The organism is Halalkalibaculum sp. DA384 (assembly GCF_043951955.1).
Classification (GTDB): domain Bacteria; phylum Bacteroidota; class Rhodothermia; order Balneolales; family Balneolaceae; genus JAMQKA01.
This window is the reverse complement of the sequence record NZ_JBINJE010000005.1, coordinates 15685-37597: the sequence shown is the minus strand read 5'-3', so window position 1 is coordinate 37597 and position 21913 is coordinate 15685. Positions and strand designations below refer to the sequence as shown.

Here is a 21913-nt window from a genome sequence, read left to right as displayed (position 1 = left end):
GTTGGAAGCGGAACCATCGACTATTGAAGTTGTTAAAAAATATTAGAGGATTTTCAATTGATGCGGGGGATGAACCCGGTGCAGGAACAACGGTGTTCTCAATTCGGTTGGGGATCATCCCACAGGCTAACATAGCAATGACAATCGACAAATATTTATACTTATGAAGATAACGATCGTTGGCGGACATGGAAGTATTGCGATGCTCCTTCACCCTGCTTTACGGGAGAGGGGGCATGAGGTGCGCGGCATTATCCGGAAAGAGGAACAGGCGGATGATCTTCGCGTGGCCGGGGCCGAACCGGTGGTCTGTGACATAGAGCAGACGGCAGATATCTCCGATGCGATTGGGCAGGCAGATGCGGTCCTGTTTGCGGCGGGGGCGGGTCCCGGCAGTGGCGCTGAGCGCAAGTGGACCGTGGACCGCGACGGGGCCATAAAATTGATCGAAGCTGCGAAGAAAAACGGAATTGGCCGGTACGTGATGATCAGCGCAATGGGAACCCACAGACCCCGCGGAAATGAGGTCTTTCGGACCTATCTAAAAGCGAAGGAAGAAGCCGACGAGGCCCTTCGGAACAGCGGACTCGACTACACGATCATCAAGCCGGGGCGGCTGACCGATGACCCGGGAAGCGGCAGGGTGTCGCTGGGCCGGCAGCTCGAGCGGGGAGAGATCCCGCGCGCGGATGTGGCCGCAGTACTGGCCGAAGTGCTGGAAATGCCGGAGACAGCCGGGCTTCAGCTCGATCTGGTTTCGGGTGAGCAGCCGATACCGGAAGCGGTACGGGCAGTAGCAAATATGGGATAGACCGGTCGCGAATTGCTGTATAATGGAAGAAGGTATACTGAATTTTCAGCAGAGGAGCCCTGTGCAAAACGTCGGTTTCCAGAGTCTGTTCGGGAATCCGGCGACCCGGGGTCAGGGTAATTGGCAAAAGCGGATGTTATAAAGTAATTTTATATGTATTTTCGAGGCTTCACCCGATTCAATAAAAAAGAATTTCATGGCAAATAGTCATTATCCTAATAATGGTAATGAATTTTCTTCCAACGGCTCCCGCCAGAGCGGGTATCAGGGGGGGAAGCCCCCTGAGCGCAACGATGAGGATGAGATAGATCTCAAACGGCTTTTTTATATACTGTGGAATAACAAATGGCTGATCATCGGCTGCGTTATCCTGTTTAGCATACTTGCCGGTGTGGTGGCGAACTACCAGACGCCGATCTATCGCAGCGAGGCCTCTATGCTGATTACGCAGCAGCAAAATCGGTATTCGTACGCGGGCAGCGACCTGGGGAACTTGTTGACCAGCACCTACGGAATAGGAGCGGGGAGTACCATCGCCAACGAAATGCAGGTGTTGCAGTCGCGCAGGCTCTCTACTGAACTGGCCGACACCCTGATCAACCGTCGCCTCATGGAAAACGGGAACCAGTATCCCATCCTTTTTACCAGTTACCCGGAGGATTCGACGTTGGCCGACAAGGATGTAATAGCCGGGCGTTTAAGCAGGAATCTGACCTTTTCCAAAGCAGATCAACAGGCCGATGTTATTTCAATAGGGTACGAGAGTCCTTCTCCGCTGGAAGCGGCCGATATTGTTAACTTTTCCATGCAAATTTACATGGATGTATCCACCCGCCAAAATCGAAGAGCAGCTAACTCGGCGGTGGATTTCCTGGAAAACGAACGTGAGCGGATCGAGGATACTCTCCAAACCGTTGAAAATCGACTGCAGGAGTTTATGAATGAAAATAAACTTGTGCAGGTAGATGCACAGACCCAGCAGGTAATCTCAACAATCGCCAACCTGGAATCGCGCAAGCAGGAAACCCGCGTGCAGCTGGTGGCGGCAAATTCAGCAATCGAGCAGTACAGGGAGCGGCTCAACAATATCAAGCCCGGGCTGGCCGAGCAGTATGCCGATGCCATAGGGCCCAACATGACGCGGTTGCAGTACCAGCTTGCAGAACTGGAAATTGAGAAAATGCAACTGGTTGCCAATAATCCGGGAATAGACGATGCGGCAACACCGCCGGATGAGCTGAAAAAGATTAATGAAAAAATTGAAGTTTATAGGAAAAAAGTGCGGGAATTAACCCAAAATCTTATTGATGAGGGCGATGAGTATCTGGGTTTCCTGGGTAATTCCGGCGGCAATATCTCCCAGGCGGTGACCGACATTAACAGCAAGCTGATTGAGTTGCAGGTGCAGCGCGAGCAATACAACTCTCAATTGGAAGTGATCAACGAACAGCTGCAGGAGCATGAACAGTTTTTTGATCGGCTGCCTGACAATATGATACGGCTGGCCCGGCTAAAACGGGAGGTCGAGATCAACGAGGAGCTTTTTGTGACGGTCTCGCAGCAGTACTCCGAGATGACCTTGTGGAAACAAACCCAGTTTGGACTCGGGCGGCCGATAGACACCGGCTATGTCTCCGAATTGCCGGTTAAACCCAACAGTAATTTGTATATCCTGGTCGGGTTTATTCTCGGGGGAATCCTGAGCGTGGGGTATATCTTTGTCAGGGAAGCGTTTAATACCACTATCGACAGCCTCGAAAAACTACGGCGCTTCGGCCCGCCGCTGCTGGCTGTTATTCCGAAAATGGATCGCCACATCAAGGAGCATTATGATGGCAGGCGGAAGGTGGAGGTCGGCGACAATAAAATCGATACTGGCCTGGTAACGCTGCTCGATACCGTTTCCCCCATATCGGAGTCTTTTCGGCGCCTGGAAAGCAATATTATCTACTCAAATCCCGACCGGAAAATGCGTTCTATCCTGATCACCAGTTCCACCAAGGGAGAGGGAAAAACCACGGTTGCCTCAAACCTGGGCGTGGTGCTGGCCGAGGCGGGATATAACGTTTTGCTGATTGATACCGACCTGCGGCGACCGAACCTGCACAACATGTTTGGGCTGAGTCGTTCGCCCGGTATCATAGAGATGCTGTTTGATGATTTGACCTCAGAGGAGGCGATAAAAGAGTCGATTGTACCCAACCTTTCGATTCTGACCTCCGGCAAACGACCGCCCAACCCGTCGGCCATTAACCAGAGTCGAAAGCTCATCAACCTGGTGCAGAGGCTGGAGGAGCAGTACGATTACGTCCTGGTGGATTCCGCGCCCTATGGAATTATTACCGATCCCTCGGCACTGATAAAAGAGGTGGACGGGGTGCTGTTGGTAACGAAGTTCGGAGAGACCAATGAGGCGGAAGTAAAACATACGATCGACAACCTCAACCAGATTAACGCCCACATTATCGGTTCGGTGCTCTCATCGTTCGATCATGAGAAGAGCAACGACTACTATTACGGTTCTCAGTATTACTACGGTTCCTACTACTATCGGGATCTCTACGAAGATTACAAATCGTATCACAGGGAACGGCCATCCGATCTTGAGTGATGCGTCGTGAATGAACCCAATGTTGTGGACACAGATCAAAAGAAAAAACGGGTTTTGATCACGTGAGGAGCCGGGTTACCTGGATCTTACCTGTGCGACCGTTTCCTGAAAAAGCGGGAAAATCGCTGCTTGATTATTAAGTTTCAGGGATGAATTGTCCGATCACGGGTATTACTTGTAAGTAATTATTATTACCTTTGAACCCGTTAACCCTGGATGTTTTCGGAGTAGGAAAAATGCCTGTGGCGCATTTTTTTACTCGATTTGGATGAAGTGTTCGGGCTCTCAAATTTGAAGGGGCAACGGCGGCGAATGTTGCCGGCGGGCGGCGTTGAAGGTAAAAAAGCATTCAGCGTATGCCGGCACGCGTTGTTATGATTGTAACTTTGCCCGGCCAGGGGCCAAATTTCTGGGTCAGAAACCGGGGTAAACAGTATTTGCTGAACAAATTCTTTCAATTTCTTAATACTAATACATAATTAATGGTTGCCAATTACAAGCTATTCAGTGTAGGCCTGTTTTTAGTATCATTTCTTTTTATTGCTGTTTGCGGAGTCGTTGCCCAGGATATCGGGTCCGTTGATTTTCAGAATTTACGATCTTCTGATCTTTCCGACCAGCAGATCCAGCAGCTGTGGGAACGTGCCCAGAACCAGGGCTACTCGATTTCGCAGCTGGAACAGATGGCCCTGGCCCGGGGCATGCAACCCGCCGAGGTGAGCAGGCTGGTGAGTCGCTTGCGCGATATCCGGATGCAGCGTTCCCAGGAAGATGCCCGGCAGGTGAGCAGCCCGCAACTCCGTACGGTGACCACAGACACCTCCCAGGTAGAAGAACAACAGCGCACGCGGCGGGATACCATAGAAACCCGCATATTCGGAGCCAATCTCTTCAGGAGTGATAAAATTACATTCACACCCTCACTGAATATTCCCACTCCCGAAGATTACCAGCTGGGACCGGGAGATGAAATTGTGATCGACATCTGGGGAGCGGCCGAACAGACGTATCAGCTGACGGTTTCTCCCGAGGGTACCATTACCGTAGCCAACCTGGGGCCCATTTATCTCAATGGTTTGAGTATCCAGGACGCCCGCGAGCGGATCAGGAGCGCACTTACCAAAATATATTCCGGCCTGGAAGCCTCTGAAGGAGAACCTACTGATACGCAGGCTCGTATTTCGCTGGGTAATATTCGCAGTATTAATGTCACGGTGCTGGGGGAAGCGCGATTTCCGGGCACGTATACACTGCCATCGCTGGCCACGGTATTTAACGCCCTCTATTCGGCAGGGGGACCCGATTCAACCGGTACGTTCCGGGAGATCGAAGTCATTCGGGGCGACAGCGTGGCTGCAACGCTTGATATCTATGATTTCCTGGTTTATGGAGATCAGAGCGATAACATACGGCTGAGGGACCAAGATATAATTAAAATCGATCCCTATCTCTCACGAGTAGAGCTGAAGGGCAAAACGAAACGAACCGGTTTTTTTGAGCTGAAAGAGGAGGAGACCGTTCAGGACTTGATTACGTTTGCCGGGGGATTTTCCGAAAATGCGTATACGAAGCGTATCAAGGTTGTAAGCAACACCGAATCCCAGAAAAGGATCGATGATATTGAATACCCGGGGCAGCGCAACTTCAGACCCGGAGACGGGGCAGAGGTTACGGTTGGCAAAGTTCTGGAGCGGTTCGAGAACCGGGTAGAGATCCAGGGTGCCGTGTTTCGGCCGGGCGACTACGAATTGCAGGACACCAGTACCGTTTATTCCCTGATCCGGCGGGCCGAGGGGATCAGGGAAGATGCGTTTATGAACCGGGGACTGATATACCGTGAGCAGACCGACCTGACGATCGAGGCGATCCCGTTCAGTGTTCGCGAGGTCCTTAACAATCCGGAGCAGAACGATATTCGGTTGCAGCGAAATGATATCGTGCAGATATCCTCCATTTTTGACCTGCGTGAAGACTATACCATCAATGTGGTGGGAGCGGTGCAGGAGCCGGGTTCATTTCCATATGTTGAGAATATGACGCTCGAGGATGTCATTCTTCAGGCCGACGGTTTCAAGGAGTCTGCCGCTCCCTACCGGATTGAGGTATCCAGGCGGATAGACGGGGGAGACTCCACGTTTGTACCCCGGGAGATTGCCGAAATCCACCAATTTCGTGTCGACGAGGATCTGAAACTGGATGCGGAGACAGCGGACTTTACGCTTCAACCGTTTGACAAGGTGTTTGTCAGGAATTCGCCGTCCTATTTTGAGCAGGAAGAGGTAACGATTGAAGGGGAGGTGCTGTTCCCCGGCAAGTATACGCTTGATCAAAAATATATGCGTATATCAGACCTCATTCAACGGGCCGGCGGACTCACCCAGTACGCCTATCCGCAGGGAGCCAACTTGACCCGGCAGGTGGAGCAGAAGGTGGATACCACATTTTTGAATATCCCCGACAGCCTGCAGGATGCCAGCAGTCTGCAGCAAAATACTACGCGGGTGGGAATCCAGCTGGGAGAGATTATGAAAAATCCGGGTGTACAGGGCGATCTTATTTTGCAGGCGGGAGATGTGCTGGAAATTCCCAAGGAGCTGCAAACCGTGCAGGTAGCCGGAGAGGTATTGTACCCGATCAGTGTTCGGTACGAAAAGAATTTGTCGTTTAAACAGTATCTGCGGGCTGCCGGCGGGGCTTCTGAGCTGGGGAAACCCAAAGATGCCTACATCGTCTACGCCAACGGGGAAGTGGATCGCGCCCGCAACATCTTGTTCTTTCGGGATTATCCCAAAGTGCGGCCGGGCGCCACGATCTACGTTCCGCCCAAGGAGCAGCAGCGCCAGTTAACTGCACAGGAGCGGATCAGTATTTTCTCTGCGATCGTTTCCATGGCGGCCATCGTGAGCAATACCATCTTCCAGATAACCCGGAACTGATAACCTGTCGGACCTGGCATTGCCGCTGCACGTTTATCCAAAATCTCACAGACGGCGGAGAGAAATGGTTATCATTGGGCAAGCAGCAACAGCACAGCAAGGTCACCTGCAACCGGGGTGCATAATGACAAACCACACGTAAAAATTAAATGACAAACGGTCTGTAGAATGTTTATGACGGGGTTACGAGAGCTAGCAGTCAATTTTTGGATGGAGAATCTGTACTCATGATCGAAATCAAAGAGATGAAGACCACCTCCGGGCTGAAAGCATTTGTTGAATTTCCCTTTTCGCTTTTTGAAGATAATCCGTACTGGGTCCCGCCAATCATCAAGGAAGAGCTGGAGACGTTTGACCAGAGTAAAAACCCGGTATTCAAAAATGCAGATGCGCACTTTTTTTTGGCCTTTAAAGATGGCAGACCCGCCGGCAGGATAGTAGCCATTATAAACTGGCTGGAAGTGAATGAACAGCACAAACCCAAGGTTCGATTCGGCTGGTTTGACGCGATTGATGACATTGAGGTGACGCGGGCCCTGGTGCAGGAGGTGGAGAAAGTGGGCCGCCGCCACCAGCTCCAATTTATGGAGGGACCGGTGGGATTTTCGAATATGGATAAAGCCGGCATGCTGGTCGAGGGTTTTGAGCACCCGAATACCATGATTACCTGGTACGGGCTGCCATACTACAAGCAGCATTTTGAACAGCTGGGGTTTGAAAGGGAAAAGGAGTGGGTGGAGTTCAAGATAAAAATTCCGGGTGAGGGTCCCACCGACAAAGTGAAGCGGTTCTCAAGCCTGATTTTGGAAAAATATAATTTGAAGGTAGTGCGATTCTCAAGTAAAAAAGAGATTCTAAAGCATGTCGACAAAATATTTGAGCTCGTCAATGATACCTACCGCAACCTGAGTACATTCGTGCCTGTACAGCCGGAGCAGGTTGCGTACTACAAACAGAAATATTTTCGCTATCTGCATCCCGACTTTATCAACTGCGTGGCCGACAGCGACGGAGAGATTGTTGCGTTTGCCATCACCATGCCTTCATTTGCAAAGGCACTGCAGCGTGCTGGAGGCAGGCTGTTTCCTTTTGGCTGGTTTCACCTGTTGCGGGCTCGCTTTTTTCACCAGAAAGCCGCTTTTTACCTTATCGGGATCAAGCCGGAATACCAAAACAAGGGGCTGACTTCGATCATTTTTAAAGAGATGAACGAGATGTTTAACCGGCGCGGTATTACCGAAGTGGAGACCAATCCCGAGCTGGAGGACAACAAGGCGATCCAGGCGCTGTGGAACAGCTACGAGAACGAGCTCCACAAAAGGCGCCGTACCTATCGGAGGGAGCTGGAATAACGGATCAGGCAGAGAAAAGTATTCGTGCTGGTTAAGCAGATCTACCCTGGAATATTTACAAACAAAGCGTGTACCGGAAAAAGTGGCTGGCCTGTATTTTTCACGATAATGTATGCACAAATCATGTACCCAGATGGCAGGCAGTATCTTACCTTATATTACCGACCTTTTTATTTGACAGGGGGGAAAGCGCTGCGAGATTGCCCTTCAGCTGCGTTAAAGGGAACATCACCTGCACAACGTACAACGGTACGTCTGCGCGGCATTTTCCCTTTGCCTTGCTGAAGAACAAATTTTTTGGTGAGGTAATCCAGGCTAGTCCTCCTCGTCAAAGCTGAGCCGAAAGGTGGTGCCCTCTTGGCTGCTGCTTATATCCAGCTTGCCGGAGAGTTGTTTGGCCAGTTTTTTTATCAGGCTCATTCCCAGGGATTTTTGACTGTCCATCCCGGTATCTTCAGGGAGTCCCACCCCGTCGTCGCTGATCTCGAGGAGTACTTTTCCACCTACTGTTTTGCTTTGGAGCAGAATAGTTCCCTGCTGCTGCCCTTTGAACGCGTGCTTGTAGGCGTTGATCATAATTTCATTCAGCAACAGGCCAAGCGATATTGAGCGCTTCATATTCAGGCGGGCATCCTCAAGATGAAGATGCAGCCGGATGGAGCCATCTTTGGGGGCAAATGATTTATGGGTCAGATCTGCGATGCGTTCGATAAAATCCCTGATGTTGATATCTGAAAAGTTCTCATTCTGGTAGAGCGCTTCGTGGGCCAGGGCCATCGACTTGATGCGCGAGCGTGAGGTTTGCAGCAGTTCGGGATTTTGACCGGCACCGCTGGTCATTTCCTGCAGTTCAAGCAGCGCGCTTACCAGCGCCAGGTTGTTTTTGACGCGGTGATGGATCTCCTTGAGGAGGAATTCCTTTTCATTGAGCGATTTCCTGAGCTTTTCCTGGCTTTCACTCAGTTCGGCTGTTCGCTTGTTGACCTCCCTGTTCAGTTTTCGATTCCACCCGCTGATAAGATAAATTGCCCCGTAGCCGGTGACGATGATGAGTCCCATCGATATCCAGGAGATTATTTCAAAAGACTCCAGCGCTCCCATGACCGAAGTCAGGGTGATACGCTGTGCCCCGGTCATGACCTCCTGGACCCGCAGTTCCCCGAGAATTTTACCGGACAAAATGAAAATGACCAGCACAATTGTGACCGAGATGACCGCACCATACACCCATCGTAGCGAGATCGGCTGTTGCTCCGGGATCTTGAGCCACCGATGCTTGAGGTGCTCTGCAACAGGAGTAAAAAAGAAGAGCAGGGGACCGATAAAAAGAGCGGATTGCAGGAAGCTGCCGCTCCACCATCCTTTCCAGACGATGAGCGTGTCCAGGGCGCTTAAATGATGCGAAAGGCTCCAGATGAACGCTCCCAGCGAGCTGCCGATCGATGCGATAAATGAGATGGAGATAAAAAAAGCGATGCTCTTCAAACTCCGCAGGCTGTAGGAGATCTTGAAACTTTGATATGCCATCGCCATGATCGACATGCCCAGCACAAAAGAGATGCCGAACAGCAGGGCCCACCCCCACGCCATGCTCGAGTGGAATGCAATGATAAATGAGCTGAGAAACACCGGGATGAATCCCCATTCAAAGCCAAACCAGAAAAAGAGTAGAAGCCCGAGTATGAGGGCGGGATTGAAGAGGAAAAATTTTATCACCTCCGTACTTTCTGTGCCGATCACCATCCGGTTCTCCGGCAGCAGGTAGATGGTGGCTGCGAGCGTAAAAGCGATGCACAAAGTCCATGTACTTAAAATGGCAAGCACACGAAAATTAAAGGCTGAGTAGCTCGATAATAAAAAATCGAGTGGTACCGGCTGCCAGGTGTAATGGTCAGAACCTGCCTGATGTTCTCTTGCACTCAAGGTTGTGGAATTGGATATGATTGTTGGTTTTGTTGTCCCGTTTAAAGAATACTATTTTTTATTAAAAAACTCTAATATTTATTAATAAAAAAATAGGTGGGTTGCTGCCTGAGAAAAAATATACCAGGTACAACATATAGCCGAAAGTGAAATAAAATACAGTTTGAACAGGATGAAGGACTGTTTCAACTTCAATGTTGTCCATGAAAGATACAACCATCGCCGAAAAATAAATGCCCAAAGCGAATTTACAACTTGTAAAAAACATTCGCCATCCACCGCTGATTCCGAAAAAAAATCACCCTTTGATCTTGAGTGCGATAAACGTGAAGTCATCCTGCTGGGGAGTCCCATTCAGCCACCGTTTCGCTTCCTCCCTGTAGCGGTGAATGATCTGTTCGGGACTTTCTTCAGCACACTTCATCAGTATCCGGGGCATGCGTTCGTAGCCAAACATGAGCCCTTCTTCATTGGTGAGCTCGGGGAGTCCGTCGGTGGCCAGAAGCAGCGCATCCCCTTCCTCAACAGTAATGGTTGTCTGTCGATAGGGATATTCCGGGACGCCGGCCAGCGGCATTCCCTTCAGCGGTATCTGTTCCACTTTTCGGGTATTTGCACGATATAGAAGAGCCGGTGGAATGCCCGCCCCTGCCAGTTCAATGGTGTGGTCTTTCAGGCGAACCAGGGCCATTGCCATATACAGCTTGCGGAAGTTCATTTTTTTGAGTCCGTGGGAAGTGCGTTGCAGGATGGTAACCAGGTTCTCCTCCCGGGCCAGCAGGTTCAGCAGGCTTTTGGTAGCCGTTACCAGCGTCCCCGCCTTGGTGCCGTGACCGGTTGCATCGCCCAGGACAATCGTGAGGCTTTCATCACCAGAAGGAAAAAAGTCGTAGTAGTCGCCGCCCACCTCGGCGGCGGTCTGCATAAACGCTGATATCTCGGCTGTGGCTGGCTGCGGAACCTCGGAGGGAAGGAGCGAAAGTTGCAGTTCGCGGGCCGCTTCCAGCTCCTGGGTCTTTCGCTCGTTTTCGGCCTGGAAATAGTTTGAGATCGCCTCGGCGGCTTTGGTCCGCAGTTCTGCTTTCTCGATTTCAGTTTTGTGAAGTTGTTCCAGCGCTTCGTGGGCGCGCTGCCTGAGCTTGTAGCGGTTGTAGAGTAGGCCCAGTATGGAAGTTACCAGGATGACCCCGCCGACCAGGATACCCAGCCAGAGGGACTGCACCTCCTGCGTCTGTTGAAGTAGCTCAATACGCTGCTGCTGTTCGCGGGTGCGGTACTGTTCCTGCAACTCGGCGATCACCGACTGGCGTTCCGAGTTAAAGATCGAATCCTCCGCTGTTTTGAAGCTCCGGAAGTGGGAGAGGGCCTGTTCATATTCCTGCTGCGCTTCAAAAATGGTGAAAAGCATTTCGTGTATGTCGCGGAGCAGCGACCAGCTTCCCGTCTCTTCCGCCAGTGCCAGGCTTTGCCGGGCGGCGACCAGGGCGGAGTCCGGCATCCCTCGTTTGTGGTACACCTCCGCAATATCCAGCAGCGTACTCGCACTGCCATACTGATCCCCGATCATCTGCCGGTTTTGAAGCGCCCGTTGTTGAAATTCGAGCGCAGGCCGGTATTCCCCCAGGTGCATGTGGATAGCCCCCATATTACTGAGCGCAATCGAAACGCTGTACCGGTCATCCAGTTCGTCCCAGATGGTAAAAGCCTCCCGGTAATGTTCCAGTGCTTTTTTATAGAGGCGTTGCAGTTCATAGACTGCGCCCATATTGTTCAGGGTTGCGGCCTGTTGTGCCTTGAGCCCCATGCGATCCCACACCTGCTTGGCCCGTTCGTAAAAATCCAGGGCATCATCATAGTTGGCCAGTTTTTGGTATATGATGCCGATATTCGTCAGCGAAGCCGCCACTCCACGCTGATCATTTAGCTCCTCCCGTAGTTCAAGCGCCTGTTGATGAGCTCGAAGTGCTTCATCATAATGAGCCATGATATCGTGCATGATTCCGATATACCCAAGCGTCGTTGCTATGCCCGCACGATCATTTAGCTGGTTCATAACCTCGAGCGCCTGCTGGTGGTATTCGAGCGCCTCTTTGCTGCGACCCTGCCGCCGGCAGATGGATCCCAGTTCATTCAGGATGAGGGGCTGTAAAAAATTTGTCTGCTCAATATTTAGCGTGAGGGCGCTGTCAAGACGGGCGATACCCTGCTCATACTCTCCACGCTGCCTGTAAAAGCGGGCTGCAAGCAGCAAGGCCCGGACCCGGTATTCCGGTCGACCGGTAGCGCGGGCGATCTGCCGGATCTTATGGGCGTGCGTCAGCAGTGAATCATATTCGTTTAGTGAATAATGGGCCCACGTCTTGTTAAACAGCACATCCACCTGCAGCGCTCTGTCGGGATAACGTTCCAGCAGGGCCAGGGCTTGCGAGCTGTAACGTATCGCAGCGGCGGGCTGCTCTCTCTGAAGCTCCTCGGCCAGCCGGGCCAGCACGGGGATACGATCGCTGCCGCTCACCTCATCAAGAATAGATTCCAGGCTGTCTACCGTTCCTGGCTGGGCTACTGCCGAACTGAAGCCGAAAAGCGATACACAGAGTATGATGGCAATGAAATTCATTTTGTTTAACTGGTTGGATTCGGTCGCTATTCAACCGAAGTCTGCAGTGTTACCTGGTCTGCTTGCTCCAGAATCTCGTATCAGGACCGTTCCTTTACATTTCGAATTGACTGTTCATACGGGCGTTACGGGTGTAAAGTGTCACATCTTTTATCATTATCTCACACAGTTTATACAAATATCTGATAATAAAGAACTTGCAGGGACTATTTTCCTGGCTGGAATATCGGAAGGGCAACGAAAGGCGAAGCCTCTTTAGCCGTAAAAAACGGGTTACTTGAAAGTCAGATCAAAATAAAATTTTCAAAAGTTACACATAATCTATTAATTCCTAGTGAAAAGAGTTTTACGTTCTCGGTGGGCTTTGTGACCTGCAAATCTTCTGCTGTGCGGGCGTGCACATTTTTAGTGTTTTGATTATTACCGATATACGATAATTGCAGCCCGTACTCAATGATGGATGCCCGGGGTGGCAAGGCCTTTCACAAGTTCCAATTCAGCTGACAGGGATCATTTTTTTAACATGACAAGAATATTTTTTCCATCAATATTGAGATGCGCTGCCGGCGCGTTAGCTGCCATATTACTGGTGGCTGCCTGTAGCTCTACCGAAAAGAGTTCTGAAAATAACGACAGTTCTCCCGGTGGGGGAACCTCAATTTCCAGTGGAGAAGCAGACTTGAAAGCACCCGAAAATTTAGCTCCCGGTACGGCCCAGGTTCGCCTGAAGGTAGAAGAGGTGATTTCGGGAGATGAGGATCAGGATATCTGGGTGTCGGAAATAAGGGAGATACTGGGCTATGGTTCGGCCACACCCCCGCTGGCAGCAGGAACCGAGTTAAACATACATACCGCCACCTATTTCAGCAATGTCGATGCTGCACCAGGGGACTTTGCTGACCGGGATGAGCTAATCTGTATCATTCGCCACCAGAAGGCATTTGAAGGAACCGGTAATTCCAACAGCCCCAGCTGGAGCCTTGTTACTGTTCTCGAGCAACTGAAATAAACAGACGTCATGAAGTTAGTTAAACAAATTCTTCCGTGGATGGCGGTCGCATGCCTGGCGATTGTTGTTGCATGGATCTACAGTGCCGAATCTCTTACAAATTCCGCTGCCGGACAGGAGCGCGAGTCCGAACGTGCAAAAGGACTGAGTAGTCCCGGCCTCGTGATTGAAGATTCCATGAACAAGCAGGAGAAAAAGGCCGCGCGGGCGGAATATTTTTTCAGGATGCTGAGAGATCCCGCCACCAACAGCATTCCTGTAAACATCAGGGCCCGGGAGCTGAGCTTCGCCAGACTGCTGCCGCAACGGGAAAACAGTGGTTCGGGACGCAGCAAGATGTCGACCCAGTCGTCTCACGGGTCGAAGTACGCCTGGAACTCAGCGGGTCCACGCGATGTGGGCGGGCGGACCCGTGCTCTCGGCATCGACCAGCGAAACTCCGATATCATTATTGCGGGAGGCGTCTCCGGGGGCATCTGGAAGTCGACCGACGGGGGCGATACGTGGGAGATGAAAACCGATCCCAGCCAGAATATGAGTGTTTCCTATCTTACCCAGGATCCCAATAACCCCGACACCTGGTACTACGCTTCTGGTGAGTTTATCGGGAACTCGGCTTCCGACCGGAGCCAGGATGCTGCCTATTTCGGGACCGGCATCTACCGCTCCACCGACAATGGAGAAACATGGGCCCAGGTGGCTGCTGAAACCGGGGACAACAACCAGTGGAACTCTCCATTTGACTATATCAGCAAAATTGAGGTGAACCCTGCCACGGGTTCCGTCTTCTTTGCTTCCAACGGGTTCGGGATTTTCCGCTCTTCCGACGGCACCAATTATACGCTCGTGAAAGGAGAGAGCCGCGAATACCGGTACTCAGATTTTGATATCGCCCCGGATGGCACCATTGTGGCGGTACTCTCTACGGATGGAGCGGGCTTAACACCAACGGAACCCGGCGTGCATATTTCAACGGATGACGGCGACAGCTGGACCGAGATCACCCCCGATACATTTCCGAACATCCACCTGCGGAGCGTAAGCGCGTTCGCCCCGTCCGATCCCTCCATATTTTACGTGTTCTCATACAAGGGAGGCGGCAATAACCAGGGCATCAGTTTCCACAGGTTTACCCTGAATGAAGCGGCCACCGATACGCTCTCAACAGACGACCGCTCCGCAAATATCCCCGATTTCGGGGAGCCGGTGGGGGGCGTCGATCCGCAGTTGGGATACAACATGGTGGTACATGTAAAGCCCGATGACCCGGACTATGTGTTGGTCGGGGGCATTAACCTGTTTCGTTCAGCCGACGGCTTCGCAACGGGCCCCGACGGGTCGGGCGATCTCACAAAAACGAGATACTGGATCGGGGGCTACGCCCGCTCAAACGACGTCTCACTGTATGAAAATCAGCATCCCGACCAGCATATCATAGCGTTTGATCCCGCCGATGACAACCGGATGTGGTCGGGGCACGACGGGGGCGTCAGCCTGACGGAAAATGTAACCGACAGCGCTGTCACCTGGTCAGACCGGAACGAGGGATACATAACCTCGCAGTTTTATACGGTGGCCCTGCCCGATGACCCGGAAAATCCCTCCATCGTCGGCGGTACGCAGGACAACGGATCGCCCTATTTTACCGTGGATGAGAGCTGGAACCAGGATTCGGAGTCCCAGGATGCCAGTACTGGAGACGGATCATACGCCTATTTTACGGAAAACCACATGTTCACCTCCTCTCAGCTGGGTCGTATTGTTCGCTACGACCTGCAGGGCGAAACCTATACCGCTACGGCTGTTGTTAACCCCGAAGGCGCACAAAACCAGCTGTTTGTCCACCCGTATGCGGTTGATCCCAATAATGAGACTGTGATGTACTACCCGGATGTGAACAGCGGGACACCCCGGATATGGATAAATACCACCATTGATGAAATTGGATCGGGCGACTTCACCGGGGATGGAACCAGCCTTGGATGGGAAAATATTGACCTGGACATGCTGAGTGGCGGCGGATACCAGGTTACGAGCCTGGAGGTCAGCCAGCGGCCGATGAACATCCTCTATTTTGGGGCTTCCTCCTCATCCGGTCCGCCGCGTGTTTTCAGGGCGGCCAACGCCAGCGGAACGTTTGATATAACCGAAATTTCAATCGACAATGCGGCCAGCGGCGCCTATGTCCACGATATTGCACTCAACCCCGTCGATGCGGACGAGGCGATCGTCGTCATGTCCAACTACGGAATAACAGGCGTTTATCACACAACCGACGGCGGGAGTTCGTGGAGCGCCGTTGAGGGGAACCTCTCGGACAACCAGTCGGAGGTGGGACCGTCCATCCGAAGTGCAACGATTATGCCATTGAAAACAAATATTAAATATTTCTTGGGAACAAGTATTGGCCTTTTTTCAACAGAAGCACTTGATGGAACCAATACTACTTGGGTGCAAGAATCCCCCGATAACTTGGGGAATGCTGTAACTGAATATGTAAACTCCCGATATCTTGATGCTACAGTTGCGGTTGGTAGTCATGGACGGGGTATTTATGTTGGAGAATTTCAAGGAGATCTTTCTTCCCCCGGAGCTCCCACCTCGCCTATTGGATTGCAGGCTTCTGTCTCTGCCGATGCTGTAGAGATTTCATGGCAGGCCAATATTGAAAGGGATATTTCAGGCTACAACATATATCAAGGAAGTGACTTTGAGGATTTGACATTGCTAAAGAGCGTAAATGCAGATGTCAATTCAACAACAATTGAGGGGATACCAGAGAGCACAGTTTATTATTCTGTCACAGCTGTTGATACGTCAAATAATGAAAGCCTGCAGTCGCGCCCCGTTGCGGCATACCGGGAAGATCTGCCCATCGATGAAAACTGGAGGCTGGCGGGGTTCCCGTTAAACTCGGCTGAAGGAGTGACTATTCCGAACGGGGTAAACCTGATCGGTTTTGACGGGGTCTACGAGATCGCCGATGAAGTAGAGCAGGGCCGGGGGTACTGGGTCAAGCATTCCGAACCGGCGGTTATCGAATATCTTGGAAGCGCTTCTACCTCGCAGGAGTTTCAGCTCCAGCAGGGATGGAACCTGGTTTCCGGTATCGGTGATACGATTTCGGTCAATGATATACAGGACCCCAACGGAGTGTTGAGTACAACCCCGGTCAAAGCGTATAGTGGCACAGGGTACCAGGATGCGCAATTTATCGCACCGGCGGGCGGCTACTTTATCCACGCCCGGGAGGAGGGAATCATCTTGATGGAGGTAGACACCAGCACTGCTGCCAGTGCCGGTAAAAGGCTGGCAGCTGAAGCCGCCCCTGTACCTCGCGAGAAGCTGGATGCCCTGCTGTTTTCACGAAACGGTGTTACCAGTTCGCTGATGCTAAGCCGCAGCTCGCTCTCCCCGGAGGAGAAGCAGTACTACCTGATGCCCCCGAAATCTCCCCGACCGGTAGTGGATGTGCGCACCAGCCAGGGGTACCGTATAGTCGATCAAAATGAGACCGAGATTGAAATTTCCGCTTCATCGTATCCCGTGCAGGTTCAGCTTAGTGCCGGTTCAGCCGAAGGTGAAGCGTATCGGCTGGTGGGAATCAATGACGGGGAGGAAGTGCATTTTGACCTGGTGCCCGGTAAATCGGTAACGATCGGGAACGCCTATGACCGCCTGCTGCTGACCGGCCTCGGCGGCGGTGAAATGCCGTTGAGCAACGAGCTCTCCCCGAACTACCCGAACCCGTTTAATCCCAGTACCACCATTGAATACCAGGTAGCAGCAAAGGGTATGGTAAATATGGAGGTGTATAACCTGGTGGGGCGCAAGGTGCAAACATTGGTAAACCAGGTCCAGAATCCCGGAAAATACCGCGTCACGTTCGACGGTTCCAACCTGTCCAGCGGCACCTATTTTTTACGTATCCGGGCCGGCGATTTCCAGAAAGTTCAGAAGATGACCTTAATCAAGTAATTTCGGTATGGAAAAATATATGTTGCATATTCTCCTTTTCGCCAGTCTTCTCAATATCTCGGGGTGCGGGGTGGGGGGATCCGGCGGAGGAGAACCCGAAACCGTCGTTCTGAATGTGACCAGAAATATGGAGGAGGCGGGCTCTCTTTCGCTTACCTCTGCTGAATTTCAAAGTGGAGACACGGCAAGGGTAGAGGCTTTTCCATACAACGGGTACGGTTTTGTAGAGTGGAGCGGCGACAGGACATCATCGGAAAATCCATATAGTTTTATTATCGAGGAAGACACTGACCTGGTGGCCAATTTCGAGGCCACCAGCTCGGAGTACCGGGTACATCTTTCCGTTGCTGATACCTCCGACACGCTGAATGTACTCCGTTTCGGTCAGCTCGCCACCGCCACCGACGGAATAGATCAGGAGGATTACCCCGCACCCCCACCACCGCCGCCGGAAAATCTGCACGCCTACTTTCAGCATGATGAGGACCTTTTTTGGGACTACCGCAACGCAGAGACCCCGACTGTTACCTGGAACCTGCAGCTACAGCCGGGACAGACCGACTCACTGCACTTTTCCTGGACGTTGAATGAGACGGTGCTGAACGGATCGGTGACGCTGCGGAGCGAAGACGCTTCCATTGAAGTGGATATGATCGAAACTGGTGAGCTCTCTATTGAAAAAGGGGAGGCGGACCACCTGCTGATTGAATATGAACTCGGCAATTAATCCGGGTTATACAGCAGGTGGCTCTGGGTGACTTGCCGGCCACTTTTCGGTCAATGATTGCGCCTTTTTCCTACAAACTCATTGGGATCAGCACTTTAATCTCAGATCCTTTTCCTTTCTCCGAGGTGACTTCGAGTTGCCCGTCAAGTGTTTGCACCAGGTGTTTTACAAGCTGAATTCCGAATCCATAACCCTTTTCACCGCGGGTCCCGTCGGTAGACCTGCTTTTCATATTTGTATCCTGGTCCTGGATTTTTTTTACCTGTTCCTGATCCATGCCTACGCCCGTGTCTTTAACCGAGATAAGCAGATGATGCGAAGAATCGGCTTTCGGCTGTCCCGGTTTTTCAAGATCAAGATTGACGGCGACGTTGCCCTCTTCAGGCGTAAACTTTATGGCGTTGGAAGTCAGGTTTCCGATAATTTGCAGCAGTTTCTGTTTGGGAAAAGGGAGCTGCTGGTTTTTCCCGGAGACGGTGATCTGCAGGTTCACGCCCTTGCTCTTGGCCTGGGGGGTGAAAAGCTTTTTAAGCTTGTCCCTGAGCAAAACCAGGTTAAATTCATGATCTTTTGGATCAGGCACCCCGTTTTGACTGTTGCCGGGATCGACGCTCAGCAGCTCATCGGCAAGTTCAAGGACCGATTTGCCCCCTTTGTTGATCAGTTCGATCAGCTCAATAATATCTTCCAGGTTCTCTTTTTCCACCTCATCTTTCATGATGTCGGTCAGCCCGATAATTCCGCCCACGGGACCTTTGATATCATGAAGCACTTTTTTGGGAAGGTCTGAAATATTGTCCAGCGTCTGCTTTAGCTGGTTGATTTCATGGATCGACTGCAGGCGGTTAACGATCTCGTTGGAGATAATTTTAAGCAGCTCAATCTTTTCCGGGGTCAGCTCCCTGCTCTCCGTGTCGAGCACGCAGAGGGCCCCGATCCGGTTTCCATCGGGAGTGGAGAGCGGGATGCCCAGGTAGTAATCCAGTTCCGGGTTGGAGGTGACGAACTCTTTGTCTTTGAAGCGGCTGTCCTGCTGCAGGTGTGGGACCTCCAGTTCCTGGTCATCTAAAATGGTGTACTGGCAGATTGTCTCCTCCCGCGGAGTCTGGTCAATGTGGTGGCCGAAATGGGAGACCGACCACTGGGTATATGAGTCGATAAGGTTGACCAGGGAGATCTCCGTTCCGGCTACATGAGCGGCAAGTTTGCTGAGATCTTTCAGGCTGTCTTCAAGATCGGTATAGTCAAGGTCGAGGTCGGTAAGCTCGAGAATGCGTGCTAATTCATCTTCCGGTGTCGGAGCCTGTTCGGTATCGTGGGTGTTTCTGTTCATTGGGATGCAGTTGAGTTGTATAATGTGACCAGTTAACCAGTTGGTGATGTTCAGCCCGGGAAGGGGTTCTTCAAAACGGGGTGTTCATGTTGCACGGAGTGCAGGGCGTTCCGGTTGTCGGGCAAGAGAAGATGCTCCCGCATAACAGCACGGCACGGCAGTTCAGGGAATATCTTTCCATGATCTGTCTGCACAGATCGGCGTGATCGCTGTAATCCGGGTTCTGGCCGGGAAAGACCGAAATCCGGGATTTTTGGCACAGCCTGATCAGAAGTTGTTGAAAAGCCATTACAGGTATTAAGAGTGCTGTACGGAGGCACGAGGATTCGTTGTATTTATAACAGATGTTAAAATGTATAAAAGTGTGAATATTAACAATACTGTTTTACACCTTGCCGGCCGGACCCGAATATCTCCTTTTTTCAAACGAGAGCTCAAAAAAGGAACCGTTGTCGGTTCCGAAGTTGAAATCGGCATCCAGCTGCTTGACCAGCAGTTCGACAATGGTTTTGCCTAGCGTTTTATGCCGGGTGGAAGCGAAAAAATCTGGCAGGCCCGTCCCGTTGTCAGCCACCGTAATGGACACCCGGCGGTCATTTTCTGAAAGTCCGATGGTGATCGTACCTTCTTCCCGATCCGGGAAGGCGTGCTTGATCGAGTTTGTAATCAGTTCGTTGATCACCATTCCGCAGGGAATCGCCTGGTCAATATTCATAAAAACCGGCTCCAGCTCGTAATTCAGCGAGATATCGAGCCTGGGATTGTGGGTGAGCTGGTCCATCGTGTCGATAAGTTCAAAAATATACGCCTTGAAATCTATACGGTTCAGTTCCTCATTCCGGTACAGCAGCTCATGGACTTTGGCTATGGAGTGGATGCGCCGCTTGCTCTTTTCCAGGATTTGCTGCACTTCCTGGTCATCGATCTCTCCGCTCTGCAGCTCAAGCAGCCCGGATATAATTGCGAGGTTGTTTTTGACCCGGTGGTGGATCTCCTGCAGCAAAATTTCCTTTTCACGGATCGATTTTTCCAGTTCCTGTTCATACTTCATGCGCTGTGTCACATCTTTGCCAATGGTGAGAATCGCCTCTTCCCCCTTGTACTGAATCGATACTCCCTGCAGTTCAACATACAGTTCGCGTCCATTCCAGGTAGAGGCTCGAAAGGTGGCCGGTTCCAGCACTTGGCCCTCCATAACCCGTTGAATACGCATTTCCAGCCGCTCCCCGTCCTCAAGGTTCAGGTAGTCGGTCCATTGGTTTCCCTTCAGGTTGCGGGGATCTTCTTTCCCCATCAGCTCGGTACCGGCGGGATTGATAAACCTGATAATTTTATCCCGGTTGGATATCATGACAAGCCCGGGGTTTTTCTGGACCAGCTGCTCCCACCGTTTTTCGCTTAACCTGTGCTTCGTTTCCGCTTCCACTCTCGCCGAGATGTCGACCCCGGACCCGATAAGAAATTCCTGCCCGTTTTTTATCAGCTTACGTGCCGAAAGGAAGTAGTGGAACCGCTCGTCCTGGCGGCTCAGTACGTCAATTTCAATTTCAGCGTATCCTTCGGTCCAAATCTTTTTTACCGCAGATTGAAGTCGCTCCTGGTCTTTTTCCGGGAAATATTCCAGGTAGTGTTTGCGCCTGATCTCCTCATCACTGTAACCGAGTTCGGCACCAAAGTTCTTGTTCCACATTATAAAATTCATGTCGGAGTCAAGCATATAGAAAATACCCGGTAAACTCTCTACGGCCGTATTGACAAACTCTTTTTCTTCTTCCAGCTGTTGTTCGTACGCTTTTCGATCGGAAATATCGCGCGTGCTTGCCTGTATTTCGACCAGCTGATCTGATTGTGGATCTTTGACGGTACGGCTGGTGGTTTCCACCCACTTGTAGCCGTCATTTTTGGTTTTAATGCGGTAGGCCACCGACTTGATCTCATCGCGCGGGGAGATAAATTTGTGTTGTTGTTCGACCGCCGGAATATCATCGGGGTGGAAGTATTCGTAGGCGTTATTGCCCACCAGCTCGCCAGGAGTATATCCCATGAGCTGCTCGGAGGAGGGGGAGGCGTACAAGTAGGTACCGTCCGGGGCGTGACGACTAATCATGTCGGTAGAATTTTCTGCGATCAGCCGGAACCGCTCTTTCTGCTCCCGAAGGTGCTTGTTCTTCCGCTTGAGGGCCAGCGAATACGTTCTTGATTGCAGCAGCAGGTTGATGCGCGAATTGAATACGCCCTCCGGTACCGGTATCGAGAGGACATCATCTACAAAATCCCATATGTAGGAAGCGTTTCGGAGCTCGGAATGGTGGCTTGTCAGCAGCATAATAGGTAAAAAGGTCGGTGCGGCTTCCCGCTTTTGCTCCTCCAGGGCCTCCCGGTTGAGTTCCAGAGAATGTTCATCAAGAATACAGAGGTCAAAATCACCTTCGCCGATGCGGGGGGGGGCGGTACATCCACCGAAAAATGATCGGGCAAAAATTGCTGGATGAGCCGGCGGTTCTCATGGTCCTGCACCGCGAGCACAATCTCGGGTTGATCGAATGCCTTTATTTGAAGCGGTTCTCCATAAGATGTATAGGGAGTAGAAACCATGAATTATCCTGCCTCCAGAAG

Annotated in this window: 11 protein-coding genes; 7 read left to right on the top strand and 4 right to left on the bottom strand. The window is 51.5% G+C overall.

Annotation, left to right across the window (positions count from 1 at the left end):
* Window positions 1-163: 163 nt before the first annotated feature.
* The 4 genes from ACG2E4_RS04540 to ACG2E4_RS04525 all read left to right on the top strand — a co-directional run bounded on the left by ACG2E4_RS04540 (window position 164) and on the right by ACG2E4_RS04525 (window position 7710).
* Window positions 164-811 carry an SDR family oxidoreductase gene (locus tag ACG2E4_RS04540; RefSeq protein WP_395275827.1) on the top strand — a complete coding sequence of 216 codons (648 nt, stop codon included), beginning with the start codon at window positions 164-166 and terminating at the stop codon, window positions 809-811.
* 196 nt (window positions 812-1007) lie between these two features.
* Complete coding sequence (locus tag ACG2E4_RS04535) at window positions 1008-3422, top strand: GumC family protein (RefSeq protein ID WP_395275826.1); 2415 nt, start codon at window positions 1008-1010, stop codon at window positions 3420-3422.
* A gap of 482 nt (window positions 3423-3904) precedes the next feature.
* Window positions 3905-6358, top strand: a complete 2454-nt coding sequence (locus tag ACG2E4_RS04530; protein ID WP_395275825.1) for an SLBB domain-containing protein — start codon at window positions 3905-3907, stop codon at window positions 6356-6358.
* 227 nt (window positions 6359-6585) lie between these two features.
* Window positions 6586-7710 carry a GNAT family N-acetyltransferase gene (locus ACG2E4_RS04525; RefSeq protein ID WP_395275824.1) on the top strand — a complete coding sequence of 375 codons (1125 nt, stop codon included), beginning with the start codon at window positions 6586-6588 and terminating at the stop codon, window positions 7708-7710.
* 315 nt (window positions 7711-8025) lie between these two features.
* Here ACG2E4_RS04525 and ACG2E4_RS04520 read toward each other — a convergent pair whose 3' ends face one another.
* Window positions 8026-9633, bottom strand: a complete 1608-nt coding sequence (locus ACG2E4_RS04520; RefSeq protein ID WP_395275823.1) for a sensor histidine kinase — start codon at window positions 9631-9633, stop codon at window positions 8026-8028.
* Window positions 9634-9931: 298 nt separating this feature from the next.
* The gene (locus ACG2E4_RS04515) at window positions 9932-12250 is read right to left on the bottom strand and encodes a tetratricopeptide repeat protein (protein ID WP_395275822.1); all 2319 of its coding nucleotides are present in this window, start codon (window positions 12248-12250) and stop codon (window positions 9932-9934) included.
* A gap of 523 nt (window positions 12251-12773) precedes the next feature.
* Between ACG2E4_RS04515 and ACG2E4_RS04510 the strand changes: the two genes are divergently transcribed.
* From ACG2E4_RS04510 to ACG2E4_RS04500, 3 genes are read left to right on the top strand one after another with little or no spacing between them, the layout of a single operon-like run.
* Entirely contained in the window at window positions 12774-13259 is a 486-nt protein-coding gene (locus ACG2E4_RS04510) for a hypothetical protein (protein ID WP_395275821.1), read from the top strand.
* A 9-nt stretch (window positions 13260-13268) separates the two neighbouring features.
* Entirely contained in the window at window positions 13269-17237 is a 3969-nt protein-coding gene (locus ACG2E4_RS04505; protein ID WP_395275820.1) for a T9SS type A sorting domain-containing protein, read from the top strand.
* Window positions 17238-17244: 7 nt separating this feature from the next.
* On the top strand, window positions 17245-17964 hold the full coding sequence (locus ACG2E4_RS04500; RefSeq protein WP_395275819.1) for a hypothetical protein: 720 nt from the start codon (window positions 17245-17247) through the stop codon (window positions 17962-17964).
* Between the two features lie 70 nt (window positions 17965-18034).
* On the opposite strand, the gene ACG2E4_RS04495 is transcribed toward ACG2E4_RS04500, so the two are convergent.
* Both ACG2E4_RS04495 and ACG2E4_RS04490 read right to left on the bottom strand, forming a co-directional pair.
* A complete protein-coding gene (locus ACG2E4_RS04495) occupies window positions 18035-19297 on the bottom strand; it encodes a GAF domain-containing sensor histidine kinase (RefSeq protein ID WP_395275818.1) in 1263 nt (420 codons plus the stop codon).
* 385 nt (window positions 19298-19682) lie between these two features.
* Window positions 19683-21623: a PAS domain S-box protein gene (locus ACG2E4_RS04490; protein WP_395275817.1), complete on the bottom strand. Its 1941-nt coding sequence runs from the start codon at window positions 21621-21623 to the stop codon at window positions 19683-19685.
* Between the last annotated feature and the right edge of the window lie 290 nt (window positions 21624-21913).